The organism is Pseudomonas sp. SED1 (assembly GCF_034044025.1).
Classification (GTDB): Bacteria; Pseudomonadota; Gammaproteobacteria; order Pseudomonadales; family Pseudomonadaceae; genus Aquipseudomonas.
Map to the genome: position 1 here is coordinate 1 of NZ_JAXCIS010000230.1, position 12369 is coordinate 12369.

14 protein-coding genes and 3 pseudogenes are annotated in these 12369 nt (G+C 57.7%); 10 read left to right on the forward strand and 7 right to left on the reverse strand.

The window, feature by feature from the left end:
* Window positions 1–19: 19 nt before the first annotated feature.
* A complete protein-coding gene (locus SNL23_RS29440) occupies window positions 20–1018 on the reverse strand; it encodes an AraC family transcriptional regulator (RefSeq protein ID WP_167665284.1) in 999 nt (332 codons plus the stop codon).
* A gap of 312 nt (window positions 1019–1330) precedes the next feature.
* Here SNL23_RS29440 and antA point away from each other — a divergent pair, with 312 nt between their 5' ends.
* The 4 genes from antA to SNL23_RS29460 all read left to right on the forward strand — a co-directional run bounded on the left by antA (window position 1331) and on the right by SNL23_RS29460 (window position 5902).
* Window positions 1331–2722, forward strand: coding sequence for an anthranilate 1,2-dioxygenase large subunit (antA, locus tag SNL23_RS29445; protein WP_167665283.1), 1392 nt, complete (start codon window positions 1331–1333; stop codon window positions 2720–2722).
* On the forward strand, window positions 2722–3213 hold the full coding sequence (gene antB / locus SNL23_RS29450; protein ID WP_318304493.1) for an anthranilate 1,2-dioxygenase small subunit: 492 nt from the start codon (window positions 2722–2724) through the stop codon (window positions 3211–3213). Before antA ends, antB begins: the two co-directional genes overlap by 1 nt.
* Window positions 3214–3422: 209 nt before the next feature.
* A complete protein-coding gene (antC, locus tag SNL23_RS29455; RefSeq protein WP_318304494.1) occupies window positions 3423–4430 on the forward strand; it encodes an anthranilate 1,2-dioxygenase electron transfer component AntC in 1008 nt (335 codons plus the stop codon).
* 71 nt (window positions 4431–4501) lie between these two features.
* Window positions 4502–5902 (forward strand): amino acid permease, encoded by a 1401-nt coding sequence (locus tag SNL23_RS29460; protein WP_167665281.1) that lies wholly within the window; start codon window positions 4502–4504, stop codon window positions 5900–5902.
* Between the two features lie 177 nt (window positions 5903–6079).
* Here SNL23_RS29460 and kynA read toward each other — a convergent pair whose 3' ends face one another.
* Window positions 6080–6937 carry a tryptophan 2,3-dioxygenase gene (gene kynA, locus SNL23_RS29465; protein ID WP_318304495.1) on the reverse strand — a complete coding sequence of 286 codons (858 nt, stop codon included), beginning with the start codon at window positions 6935–6937 and terminating at the stop codon, window positions 6080–6082.
* Window positions 6934–7584: an arylformamidase gene (kynB, locus tag SNL23_RS29470; protein ID WP_318304496.1), complete on the reverse strand. Its 651-nt coding sequence runs from the start codon at window positions 7582–7584 to the stop codon at window positions 6934–6936. Before kynB ends, kynA begins: the two co-directional genes overlap by 4 nt.
* A 377-nt stretch (window positions 7585–7961) precedes the next feature.
* Here kynB and SNL23_RS29480 point away from each other — a divergent pair.
* Window positions 7962–8162, forward strand: a pseudogene (locus tag SNL23_RS29480) (cupin domain-containing protein); the annotation flags it as partial.
* A gap of 328 nt (window positions 8163–8490) precedes the next feature.
* Entirely contained in the window at window positions 8491–8835 is a 345-nt protein-coding gene (locus SNL23_RS29485; RefSeq protein WP_318304497.1) for a cupin domain-containing protein, read from the forward strand.
* Window positions 8836–8863: 28 nt separating this feature from the next.
* On the opposite strand, the pseudogene SNL23_RS29490 reads toward SNL23_RS29485, so the two are convergent.
* The 3 genes and pseudogenes from SNL23_RS29490 to SNL23_RS29500 all read right to left on the reverse strand — a co-directional run.
* Window positions 8864–9302 (reverse strand): annotated as a pseudogene (locus SNL23_RS29490) (xanthine dehydrogenase family protein molybdopterin-binding subunit); the annotation flags it as partial.
* A gap of 147 nt (window positions 9303–9449) precedes the next feature.
* Window positions 9450–9701, reverse strand: a complete 252-nt coding sequence (locus SNL23_RS29495; RefSeq protein WP_318304498.1) for an MbcA/ParS/Xre antitoxin family protein — start codon at window positions 9699–9701, stop codon at window positions 9450–9452.
* 11 nt (window positions 9702–9712) lie between these two features.
* On the reverse strand, window positions 9713–9868 hold the full coding sequence (locus SNL23_RS29500) for a BPSL0761 family protein (protein WP_318304499.1): 156 nt from the start codon (window positions 9866–9868) through the stop codon (window positions 9713–9715).
* A gap of 171 nt (window positions 9869–10039) precedes the next feature.
* Here SNL23_RS29500 and SNL23_RS29505 point away from each other — a divergent pair, with 171 nt between their 5' ends.
* Both SNL23_RS29505 and SNL23_RS29510 read left to right on the forward strand, forming a co-directional pair.
* On the forward strand, window positions 10040–10231 hold the full coding sequence (locus SNL23_RS29505; RefSeq protein WP_318304501.1) for a hypothetical protein: 192 nt from the start codon (window positions 10040–10042) through the stop codon (window positions 10229–10231).
* 515 nt (window positions 10232–10746) lie between these two features.
* Window positions 10747–10935 carry an AbrB/MazE/SpoVT family DNA-binding domain-containing protein gene (locus tag SNL23_RS29510; protein WP_318304502.1) on the forward strand — a complete coding sequence of 63 codons (189 nt, stop codon included), beginning with the start codon at window positions 10747–10749 and terminating at the stop codon, window positions 10933–10935.
* Window positions 10936–11105: 170 nt separating this feature from the next.
* On the opposite strand, the pseudogene SNL23_RS29515 reads toward SNL23_RS29510, so the two are convergent.
* Window positions 11106–11558 (reverse strand): annotated as a pseudogene (locus SNL23_RS29515) (transposase); the annotation flags it as partial.
* 104 nt (window positions 11559–11662) lie between these two features.
* Between SNL23_RS29515 and tnpA the strand changes: the two are divergent.
* Window positions 11663–11995 (forward strand): IS66-like element accessory protein TnpA, encoded by a 333-nt coding sequence (tnpA, locus tag SNL23_RS29520; RefSeq protein WP_318304503.1) that lies wholly within the window; start codon window positions 11663–11665, stop codon window positions 11993–11995.
* Window positions 11992–12327: an IS66 family insertion sequence element accessory protein TnpB gene (gene tnpB / locus SNL23_RS29525; protein ID WP_318304505.1), complete on the forward strand. Its 336-nt coding sequence runs from the start codon at window positions 11992–11994 to the stop codon at window positions 12325–12327. Before tnpA ends, tnpB begins: the two co-directional genes overlap by 4 nt.
* Window positions 12328–12369 lie beyond the last annotated feature (42 nt).

Below are 12369 nucleotides of genomic sequence, written 5' to 3' on the forward strand. Positions count from 1 at the left end.
TTGTTTTTGAGTAAAGTGTTCATCCCCGCATGCGCCGTGCGTCGTTGCGTTGCAGCGTCTGGCTGGGGGATTCGTCGAACAGCTTGCGGTACTCGGCCGAGAATCGCCCCAAATGGGTAAAGCCCCAACCCAGGGCGATCTCGGAGATGGTGCGAGTCGAGCCGTGTTCGAGGATTTCCTGGCGTACGGCCCCCAGGCGGTATTTCTTCAAATAGGCCATAGGCGACAGGGCAAAGTATTTGCGGAAGGCATCGAACAGCTTGAAGCGCGATACACCCGCCGCCGTCTCCAAATCCTCCAGATGCACCGCTTCCCGGGCGTTGTCGTGGATGTACTGCCGCGCACGGATCAGATAGTGCGGCAGCTTCACCCCCAGCACGTCCCGCAGTTCTTCGGAGTAGTTATTCGGCTGGGCGAGAATCAGGCCCTTGATCAGCGAGCTTTCGAGATCCCGGGTAAACGCCGCTTGGTCATACAGCTCGCTGCTACGCTCCAGCTCCGCAATGAAATACCGCGCCATACGCCACCATGACGCCGAGGCGCCATCCACTGCATCCATCACCGACTCAAAGCGCAGCGGCGCTTCAATCGGCCGTTGCAGCAGGCCTTCCAGGGATTCGCTCATCGCCGCGCGGGTGATCACCACCTGCAACTTGCGGCAGTCGCCGGAAATCGCCAGCACTTGATGCTCATTGGGCGAGATGATTACGCCTTGGTCGCGGTTGGAACTGAGCCGTTCGCCGTTCTTGCTCAGTTCCTGCTCGCCCACCAGCGGCAGGCTCAGGCTGTAGCTGCTGAAGTGCTCGGCGTCTTCGATGTCGATCGTGACGTCGGTGCCGTACTCAATAATCCCCAGCGTGGTGGCGCGGGACTTGAACACATTGGCGCTGTGGTGAAAACGGATGCGCTCTGGCGTCGCGGTCTGCAGCCGGTGTGGCCCGCAAATGCCGGACATCCAGCTGCAGGCGCCTTCAAGGTCGAAGCGCTCGATACGTATATCGCGTGTATTGCTACTCATCACGGGGCACCCACGGCAATTGTGGCCGGCGCGCTCTGACGGCGCGTCCTGGTAGAGCAACAGCAAGTTTTGCGCCACGCCAGCGGCATTGCCACTGGGTGGATAGCAACCGTCGATTAAGTGGATAACACGCCGACTTTTCCGACAATCGCCTTGCTAGACAGTAGCGCATTCCACCACTGCCCTGCACCGCCGTGGGTATTTGGTGCCCAACTAAGTGGCCCACCTTCCCCCATTAACCGGATAGCCCGCCACCCCGCCGCAGCCTCTTAATGGCCTACCCGTTTAGCCATTATCAAAAAGGTGCCTCCCATGAGTGGTGCAAGAAGCGTCGAGCAGTGGAAAAGCTTTATCGAAGGCTGCCTGGACTTTCGTCCGGTGGATGAAGTGTTCCGCATCGCCCGGGACATGTTCACCGAGCCGGAGCTGTTTGATCTGGAGATGGAACTGATCTTCGAAAAGAACTGGATCTACGCCTGCCACGAAAGCGAATTGGCCAACAAGCATGACTTCATCACTATGCGCGCCGGGCGCCAGCCGATGATCATCACCCGCGACGGTGAGGGCCAGCTCAACGCACTGATCAACGCCTGCCAGCACCGCGGCACCACCCTGACGCGGGTCGGCAAGGGCAACCAGTCCACCTTCACCTGCCCGTTCCACGCCTGGTGCTACAAGAGCGATGGCCGGCTGGTGAAGGTCAAGGCGCCGGGGGAATACCCGGAGGGGTTCGACAAAGCCACTCGCGGCCTGAAAAAGGCGCGGATCGAGAGCTACAAGGGCTTCGTGTTTATCAGCCTGGACGTGAACGGCACCAATAGCCTGCAAGACTTCCTCGGCGACGCCAAAGTGTTCTTCGACATGATGGTCGCCCAGTCGGCCACCGGTGAACTGGAAGTGCTGCCGGGCAAATCGGCCTACACCTACGACGGCAACTGGAAACTGCAAAACGAAAACGGCCTGGACGGTTATCACGTCAGCACCGTGCACTACAACTACGTGGCCACGGTGCAGCACCGCCAGCAGGTCAACACTGAAAACGGTACCGGCTCTGGCACGACCCTGGACTACAGCAAGCTCGGCGCCGGCGACGCGAATACCGATGACGGCTGGTTCGCCTTCAACAATGGCCACAGCCTGCTGTTCAGTGACATGCCGAATCCGACGGTCCGCTCCGGCTACGCCACCATCATGCCGCGCCTGATCGAAGAGCACGGCCAGCAAAAAGCCGAGTGGATGATGCACCGCCTGCGCAACCTGAACATCTACCCGAGCCTGTTCTTTCTCGACCAGATCAGCTCGCAGTTGCGGATCATCCGCCCCATCGCCTGGAACAAGACCGAGATCATCAGCCAGTGCCTGGGGGTGAAAGGCGAGTCTGACGCCGACCGAGAAAACCGCATTCGCCAGTTCGAGGACTTCTTCAACGTCTCCGGTATGGGCACGCCGGATGACCTGGTGGAATTTCGCGAAGCCCAGCGCGGCTTCCAGGGCCGCCTGGAGCGCTGGAGCGATATCTCCCGTGGCAGCCATCGCTGGGAAACCGGGCCGACGCCCAACAGCGAATCCATCGGCATCCAGCCGGCGATGACCGGCACCGAATTCACCCACGAAGGGCTGTACGTCAACCAGCACCGCAACTGGCAGAAATTCCTGCTGGACGGGCTCGATGCCCAAGCCCTGAAACTGCGGGAGGTGAAATGATGAATGCGCAATTGCAGTACCGGATCGAGCAGTTTTTTTACCGTAAATCCGAGCTGTGCGATGCCCAGGATTGGGACGCGTATGTGCAGCTGTTCGACCCGCAGAGTGAGTTTCATCTGCCGCAGTGGGATTCGGAACACGTCTACACCCGCGACCCGAAGCGCGAGATGTCGCTGATCTACTACGCCAACCGCTCGGGCCTGGAGGATCGGGTGTTTCGCCTGCGCACGGGCAAGGCCGCGTCGGCCACGCCGATGCCGAGGACGCTGCATCTGATCAATAACGTGCGGATTGCCGAGCAGGCGGGCGGGCTGCTGGAAGTGAAGCTGAACTGGCACACGCTGTTCTATCGGCTGGCGACGTCGGAGCAGTTCTACGGCAGCGCCACTTACAGCCTCAAGCCCGATGGCGACAGTTGGCTGATCACCCGCAAGCATGCGCTGCTGCTCAACGACACCATCAACTCGGTGCTGGATTTCTATCACCTGTGACAGCGAGCTTTTGTGGCGAGCGCGACCTTGTGGCGAGGGGGCTTGTCCCCCGTTGGGCTGCGAAGCAGCCCCAAGAAGGTAAACGCACTCTGACAGACGGATCGCGGTGCCTGGATTTGGGGCCGCTTCGCAGCCCAACGGGGGACAAGCCCCCTCACCACAAAAGCTTGCTCGTCAGGCATAACCATCAAACTCGCGGAGTTCTGCGAATGAATCACAAAGTGGCCTTCAGTTTTGCCGACGGCAAAACCCTGTTTTTCCCGGTGGGCGCCAATGAGATCCTGCTGGACGCAGCCTTGCGCAACGGCATCAAGATCCCGCTCGACTGCCGCGAAGGCGTGTGCGGCACCTGCCAGGGCCGTTGCGAGTCCGGCGATTTCACTCAGGACTATGTGGATGAGGAAGCCCTCTCCAGCCTCGACCTGCAACAACGCAAAATGCTCAGTTGCCAGACCCGGGTCCAGTCCGACGCGGCGTTTTATTTCGATTTTGATTCCAGCCTGTGCAACGCGCCGGGCCCAGTACAAATCCGCAGCACGGTGAGCAATGTGCAGCAGATCTCGACCAGCACCGCGATCCTGCACCTGCAGCTGGAAAACTCATTGGACTTTTTGCCGGGCCAATACGCCCGCCTGTCGATTCCCGGCACCGACAGTTGGCGTTCCTACTCTTTCGCCAACCGCCCGGGTAATCAGTTGCAGTTCCTGATCCGCCTGCTGCCCGATGGCGTGATGAGCAACTACATCCGCGAGCGCTGCCAGGTAGGCGATGAGCTGCTGCTGGAGGCGCCATTGGGTGCCTTTTACCTCCGGCATGTCACCCGGCCGCTGGTGCTGGTGGCTGGCGGCACCGGCTTATCGGCGCTGCTCGGCATGCTTGATGACCTGGCCGCCAGCGCCTGCCAACAGCCGGTGCACCTGTATTACGGCGTGCGCGGTCGGGCCGATTTGTGCGAGGCCGTCCGCATCGCCGCTTATGCCGAAAAAATCCCAAACTTTCGCTACACCGAAGTACTCAGCGATCCGCCTTCCGATTGGGCCGGCAAGCGTGGCTACCTCACCGAGCATTTCGACCTGGCCGAATTGCGGGATCAATCGGCAGATATGTACGTGTGCGGCCCGCCGCCGATGGTCGAATCCATCAAACAATGGCTGCTGGATCAGGCACTTGATGGCGTTCAGCTGTATTACGAAAAGTTTACCGAGAGTAATATCTGACCCCTCAGCGGTATGAGGGGCTGGTTCGGTGTGCGATCAACCCTGAAAAAAACAAGTAGAAGGGAATGTTAATGGCGGATGACATGGTTAACCCGGTGGGCCTCAAGCGTGGCCTGAAGAACCGGCATATTCAGCTGATTGCCTTGGGAGGAGCGATCGGGACCGGGCTGTTCCTCGGCTCGGCGGGCGTGCTCAAGTCGGCGGGGCCGTCGATGATCCTGGGCTATGCGGTAGCCGGTTTCATCGCGTTCCTGATCATGCGCCAGCTGGGCGAGATGATCGTCGAGGAACCGGTAGCCGGCTCCTTCAGCCATTTTGCCCACAAATACTGGGGCGGTTACGCAGGCTTCCTCGCCGGCTGGAACTACTGGGTACTCTACGTGCTGGTGGGCATGGCCGAGCTGACAGCGGTAGGCAAGTACATCCAGTTCTGGTGGCCGGAGATTCCGACCTGGATCAGTGCGGTGGTGTTCTTTGTGCTGGTCAACCTGATCAACACCCTCAACGTGAAGTTCTTCGGTGAGACCGAGTTCTGGTTCGCGATCATCAAGGTGGTGGCGATTGTCGGCATGATCGTGCTCGGCTGCTACCTGTTGTTCAGCGGCACCGGCGGCCCGCAAGCCTCGGTGAGCAACCTGTGGAGCCACGGCGGGTTCTTCCCGAACGGCGGCATGGGATTGTTGATGTCCATGGCGTTCATCATGTTCTCGTTCGGCGGCCTGGAGCTGGTGGGTATTACCGCCGCCGAAGCCAGCGAACCCCGCAAGGTGATCCCGAAGGCGATCAACCAGGTGGTGTACCGGATCCTGATTTTCTACGTCGGCGCACTTACCGTGCTGCTGTCGTTGTACCCATGGGATCAACTGCTGCAAACCCTCGGCGCATCGGGCGATGCCTACAGCGGCAGCCCGTTCGTGCAGATCTTCTCGCTGATCGGTAACGACACCGCCGCTCACATCCTCAACTTCGTGGTCCTGACCGCGGCGCTGTCGGTGTACAACAGCGGCGTGTACTGCAACAGCCGCATGCTGTTCGGCCTGGCCGAGCAAGGCGATGCGCCGAAAGCGCTGATGAAGCTGAACAAGCAAGGCGTGCCGCTGCGTGCCCTGGGTATTTCGGCCCTGGTGACGCTGCTGTGCGTGGTGATCAACTACGTCGCACCGCATGACGCACTGGAGCTGTTGTTTGCGCTGGTGGTTGCCTCGCTGATGATCAACTGGGCGCTGATCAGCCTGACCCACATCAAGTTCCGCAAGGCCATGGGCGAGCAAGGCGTGGTGCCGACGTTCAAGACCTTCTGGTTCCCGTTCAGCAACTACCTGTGCCTGGCGTTCATGCTGATGATCATCTGCGTGATGCTGGCGATTCCGGGTGTGCGGGCGTCGGTGTATGCGATTCCGGTTTGGGTCGGAATTATCTATGTGGCGTACCGGTTGCGCTTGAATAACGCGAAGGCAGTAACAGCGCAATAACCCATGTGGGAGCGGGCTTGTGTGGGAGCGGGCTTGCTCGCGAAGGCGTCCTGTCAGTCACCTGATGTATTGACTGACCCACCGCTTTCGCGAGCAAGCCCGCTCCCACATTTTGATCGCATTCCAAATGAAAAGCCCCGGTACTGGTGAGTACCGGGGCTTTTTGTTGGGCCTTGATTACAGCGTGGAACGCACTCGCCACAGCTCGGGGAACAGCACGGTGTCGAGCATCTTGCGCAGGTAGCCCACGCCTTCGGTGCCGCCCGTACCGGGCTGGAAGCCGATGATCCGCTCCACGGTGGTGACATGGCGGAACCGCCACTGGCGGAAGGAATCTTCCAAGTCGATAAACTTTTCGGCCAGTTGGTACAGGTCCCAGTAACGGCTCGGGTCGCGATAAACCTCGCGCCACGCCGCCTCCACGGATTCATCGTGAACCGTCGGCGCCGTAGGGTCGCGTTCGGCACGCTTGGGGTCGATCGCCAGCCCGGCCTTGGCCATCAGGCTGATCGCCTCGTCATACAGCGACGGCGTGGCAATCGCCACTTTCAACTCGTTCAACAAGTCCGGGCGATGGGCGTGGGGCCGCAACAGCGCCGCACTTTTATTGCCGAGGATGAATTCGATTTCCCGGTACTGGAACGACTGGAAGCCCGACGACTGGCCCAGGTACGGGCGAATCGACTTGTACTCCGACGGCGTCATGGTCGCCAGCACCGCCCAGGCGTGCACCAGTTGGTCAAAGATTCGCGACACCCGCGCCAGCATCTTGAACGCCGGTGGCAACTCACCCAGGCGTACGTGTTCACGCGCGGCCTTGAGTTCGTGGAGCATCAGCTTCATCCACAGCTCCGAGGTCTGGTGCTGGATGATGAACAGCATCTCGTTATGGTCCGGCGACAGCGGATGCTGGGCGCTGAGTACTTTGCCCAGGTCCAGGTAGTCGCCATAGCTCATGGACTCGGAAAAATTCAGCTCGGCGTTATGCCATTCTTCCGGCGGCTGGTAGTCAGGGGAGAAAGGACACTGGCTCATCGCGTGGGCTCCTTGAGCGGGCGGAGAATGGCTCGTACCGGGCTGGCATCGAGGTTGGCAAAACGCAGCGGCAGCGCGATCAACTCGTAATCGCCCTCCGGCACCTCGTCGAGAATGATGCCTTCGAGAATCGCCATGCCATGACGGGCGACGGCGTTGTGGGAGTCCATGGTCTTGGACTGCTGCGGGTCCAGGGACGGCGTGTCGATGCCGATCAGGCGCACACCGAGGCTGGCCAGCAGCTCGACGGTTTGCGGGGCGACGGCGGTGAAATTCGAATCCCAGGTATCCAGCGGCACCTGTTGATAAGTGCGCAACAGCACACGCTCCGGCAGGTTCTCCAGGCGGCCTTCCAACTGATGTGGCTGCACCAGCGCGCCGCTGCCCAGGCAATGCAGCACCCGGCACGGGCCCATGTACACATCCAGGGACACTTCGCCGATGGGCGCACCGTCAGCGCTGTAGTGCAACGGCGCGTCCACATGGGCGCCGGTGTGGGGCGACAGGGTGATGCGCCCGACATTCACCGGGCACTCGGGGCCGAACTGCCACACGCGCTCTTCCTGAAACGGTGTATCACCCGGCCAGGTCGGGGTCGCGGTGCTCAAGGGCGGGCTGATGTCCCACCACGTTGTTATTGGATTCATTTCAAGGCTCTCGGTCGTTACTGGGGTGAATGATACGAGGGCCAGCTGTAAATATTCTTGCGAATTCCAGCGCAAAGCGGGAAATCTTTCGCACTTACTGCGAGGAAATGGCTGATTGGTGATTGGATGTTTCAAAGCGCCCGGTCAGGCATTGCCCCCTGTAGGAGCGAGCTTGCTCGCGAAAAACTCGAGGGCCCCGCGTGGAGTCAGAATGCCAACGTCATCGTTAACGACCTTCGCGAGCAAGCTCGCTCCTACAGGGGATCAGGATCAACGGCCGCCTGCGCTTCTGGGCATCCCGATGTCGAGTTCAGACCACAGGCGGGCGGCCCAAGGCGATAGGGTTCGGACTTCCCTTCCACTGCCTCGGAATCATCATGTCCAAGCCGATCACCGTACTGCGCGACACCCACCCACTGCCGGTGCTGGACGCCTGCAAATGGGAAAAACTCGAAGGCGACCCCCACACCGTCAACCTCAACGCCTACACCAGCGAAGACGGCAGCAAGATCATGGGCACCTGGATCTGCACCCCGGGCAAATGGCGAGTGGAGTACGTGAAGTGGGAATACTGCCACAGGTTGCACCGGCTTCATGAGGCTCTATGGACGCAAGCCTAAGCCCACGAGAATAAAGGCTTTAACCCATATTACCCTCATGTCCATACCAGTCAAAAATAATGTAAAAATTAAGTCATTTTCTACCCCTCACGCAGGCAGAACCCCTGATTCCAGCCCCTACTAATGCCTCTACTCAACATCCTCTCCCAACCAAAGCGTCTGAACGAGCTTGATGTGAATCGTTGATTCCGCGCTTATAGATACCTGAACGTCGACTTCAGACACCTGGCCTGCCGCGTCTCCCAGTACCGTGGTGACTCTCGTATATCATCTATTTGGTAACGCCATGTCTGAACCTATTGTTGTTTTGCGCAACACCCACCCTCTCCCGGTCCTTGATGCATGCAAATGGGAAAAACTCGAAGGTGACCCACACACGGTCAACCTCAACGCGTACACCTCCGAAGACGGTAGCAAGATCATGGGCACTTGGATCTGTACCCCAGGAAAATGGCGAGTTGATTATCTGAAATGGGAATACTGCGATTTTAGGGAAGGATATTGCATAATCACTCCCGATGGAAAAGACCCTATCCACCTTAGAACGGGGGATATTTTTATAGTTGAACCTGGCATGAAAGGAACTTGGGAAGTGGTAGAGACAGTGCGGAAGTATTTTGTTTTTGCATGACCATTTGTCCCATCCTGAGACTCAGATCGTTCACTATCAAATCCACCAGTGTCGCGACCGGGCTGTAGTAAGTCACCGCCGCGTTGTCCAAATGGGTGTCCGGGTAAGGTGGTGGACCGATGCTGGTCGTCTGCGCCAGTTTCACTTTGGTGTGCCGTCCCCGTACTTCACCGCGAGGCCATCGAGCGGCAGGTGTTCACGCACGCCGTCGATGCTGAACTCGGCCTGGGCCCAGCGATTGAAGTCGTGCACGGTTGCGCCGGTCAACAGGCCTTTTTCGTGGGCGTGTTTGGCAAGTTGCTCAAACGCAGCGGCTGCATGCCCTCGGCAGTGAGTTTGCCGTCGACCCAATGCGCGTCTTCGCGGTGCACCACGTACGAGTTGGCCTGGCCGCCGTAAGGGGCTTGGCCTCAGATCTGCAACGCCGCCGGCCACAAGCCGTGGTTGAACAGCACCTTGGAGCCTTCGGCGCTTCAGAACCGGTGACAAAGTCTTTTTGGCAGTTAGCAAAGCCCATGCCATACCTACTATCCGATTCAGCGGCTTCGCGCATAATTTTTATCAGTTCACATCGAGAAAGGCATGCCCGAGATCGCCGGCATAGCTCAGCCTCATCAAACCACCCCGCCAGCCTCCAGGGCATGGAGTACACGGCGGACTTGCTTCGCACCAATTTCGGTTTCGCAGAGCAGAATTGGTTCCTTGCCATCAAGGGCTTGGTTCGGCCTTGACATCCATTGTGCAGCAGCATTTCGGTCCTCAAAGACCTTTTCAGCCTGGTGAGAAACCGATGCTACGCGATCCATGCATTTGGATGCCTCGCTACAAAGGGGTTGGATGTTGCGTAGAATTTCGTTGTTGTCCATGCCGACATGCCTCAACGCGCAATCGTAGGTCTGAATACAGGGCTAGGGCAGTGGTGCAGAAGAAAGTTGGCATTTCTGCATATTCGCTCCGGCAATGAAATACCGCGGGATAACTCTCGCCAAAAAACTTCGGTCTGAATGACGGCTGTGGAACGTTCGTCTAGCATAGCCGTTTCGTATCCCCGTTAATTACAGGGTAAATACAGCTTCTGGCCGAGAGGAAGGCGTGATGGAGCTAGTCGCTATCAAACATAGGATCTGCCTTGCATCCGACTCAATTGGACGGCACATTGAATGGACCTAGCATTGACCTTCACTCCATATTAGCGAGGATTTCCGTGAAGACTTCTAAAGGTAATCCAAAACAGTCGCTTGCTGCTCAGTATCAAGCCGAAGCTCGTAGCCTGGCTGGTTCAGAGATTAGTGCGGAACGCCAATTCTTGTCGGTGAGCCTTGATAAGGGTAAGGAGCTTGAGCCCGTTGGAAGCATGACCTCTGTCAGGCGCCTGCATTTTGCAGATACAAAATAACCTCCGGTGCAGCACGACTCTCCGCTAACCAGTCGGGATCGCCGTATCAAACGTGAATAGGTGCTGATATTTCTCCCACCTAAGGCTTAGGCGATTAGCTACACGGGAGCCACGTGATCCCTTTCAACCAGTAAAGGCCAAGAGGAATGGATTTTCGCGCGATTCGCAAGCATCCGGGTCTATCAAAAGAGATAAAACGACGCTAACTCATCATAGAGCTTAGAAGCTAAGTAAGTGTCGGTGGCAGGACATAGTATGGCCGCCACAGGACGATCTGTAGGGCCTACGCAGCGTGTAAGATTCTGACTCTAGTATTTTGCCGTCATAGAATATGAAGTATCGGTACTTCGTGAGCAACCGCAAGAAATTTTGATGCTTCCTGAGAGATCACTAGGAACTCGGGAGCCTGCGAATTTGCTCACTCAGGCAGCGTTAGGGCGAACCGTCATCTACCTTGCTACATGCAATCACCTTGATGGGATCTGCGCATCAGCCGAAAGTGGAGTAAACGTAAAATGAGTGAGTCCTTTAGGGCGATTGTGAAATGCCAACATCCTGGCGATGGTAGCGGAGACGTCATTATCGATCTTCCTCCCGATGTCCTTGCAGCGCTGAACGTCAGTCTCGGTGATTTACTGAGTATCGAATTGGTTGAAGGCTCGATAGTGATGAAGCCAATCCGTAATGCCCACACGAAACCCTAAGCCCGCTTTCGTCCCAGAGTGTCTAAAAACGCACTGATGCACTGTCGGCCCGCAGCGCTGACGGTTGTTAGCTGAGTAATTGCTCACAACAAGTCCTGCAGATCATCACGAGGGTCTGGGAGCCACTAGCACCGCTTCTACCTTGCTGGGTGGCCAAAATACAGACCTCTTCAGGCCGACAGCGCATTCATTAAACCGCTGGTACCGAAAATTTTCATGACTCGCTTAAAGTTGTAGGCGAGGACGTTCAAGCTCATCACCTCACTTACCCCGGCCAGCTTTCGGGTCAGCAAATGTGTGGCGCCCATCCATTGTTTGAGTGTCCCGAAGGAATGCTCGACCTTACGCTTGCGGACTCGCATGATGTCCGGCGCGTTGCTCAGCCCGTTCTGAATTTCCTCCAATACGGCTTCATGCTCCCATCGCCGAACTCGCCGTTGCTTGCTCGGTGTGCACTTCGATTTCAGCACACATCCCTGGCAATTAGAACTCAAGTAACGGTGCAACTTCAGGCCTTTTTCAACGCTGGAAAAGCGCCAGATCAACGCATCTCCAGCGGGACAAATGTATTCCTTTTTTGCCGCGTCATAGATGAAGGCATCGTTATTGAAACGCCCGTCAGCCGTAACCGTCCGGTCAAGTCATCTACCCAGCCCCGCAAAGCCGAGACATGGTGTGCACTTAAATTTAAGTGGGCACCAGTTCTAGACTTTTAAGCGGATATTTTATGCAGCCAACACGCCGTTCCTATTCCAAATCCTTCAAAGCTCAGGTCAATCAAGAGTGTGTCCAGCCCGACGCTTCGATTGCGAGCATCGCACTCAGCCATAGCCTCAATGCAAACCTCGTCCATAAATGGATTCGGGTGCAGGCGCAGAAAAGCACGGCGCTGCAACCCGCATTTATTCCGTTACCCATGCAACTGGCCGGATCAAATTCGCAAGCTGCATCGTCGAATATCTGCGTTGAGATCCAGCACCCGCGCGGTACCGTCAAAGTGAACTGGCCAAGCGACAATGCTGCTGCCTGCGCGACTTTTCTTCGAGACCTGCTGCGATGATCCGCATCGACTTCATCTGGCTAGCTACTGAGCCGATGGACATGCGAGCGGGCACCGAAACCGCGTTAGCCAGGGTGATTGCGGTGTTCGGTGCGGCGAAGCCGCACTGTGCTTATCTATTTGCCAACCGTCGTGCCACTCGCATGAAGGTTCTAGTCCACGACGGCTTCGGTATCTGGCTGGCAGCTCGCCGGTTGAACCAGGGTAGGTTCCACTGGCCAAGCATTCGTCGTAGCTCTGAAATGCAATTGGACACCGAGCAACTCCAAGCTCTGGTGTTGGGCCTACCCTGGCAGCGCGCAGGTTCCGGCGGGGCGATCACACTGCTTTAAGGGCTGCCATTAGCCTATCGGTCTATCGCCGCGAACCGCCCA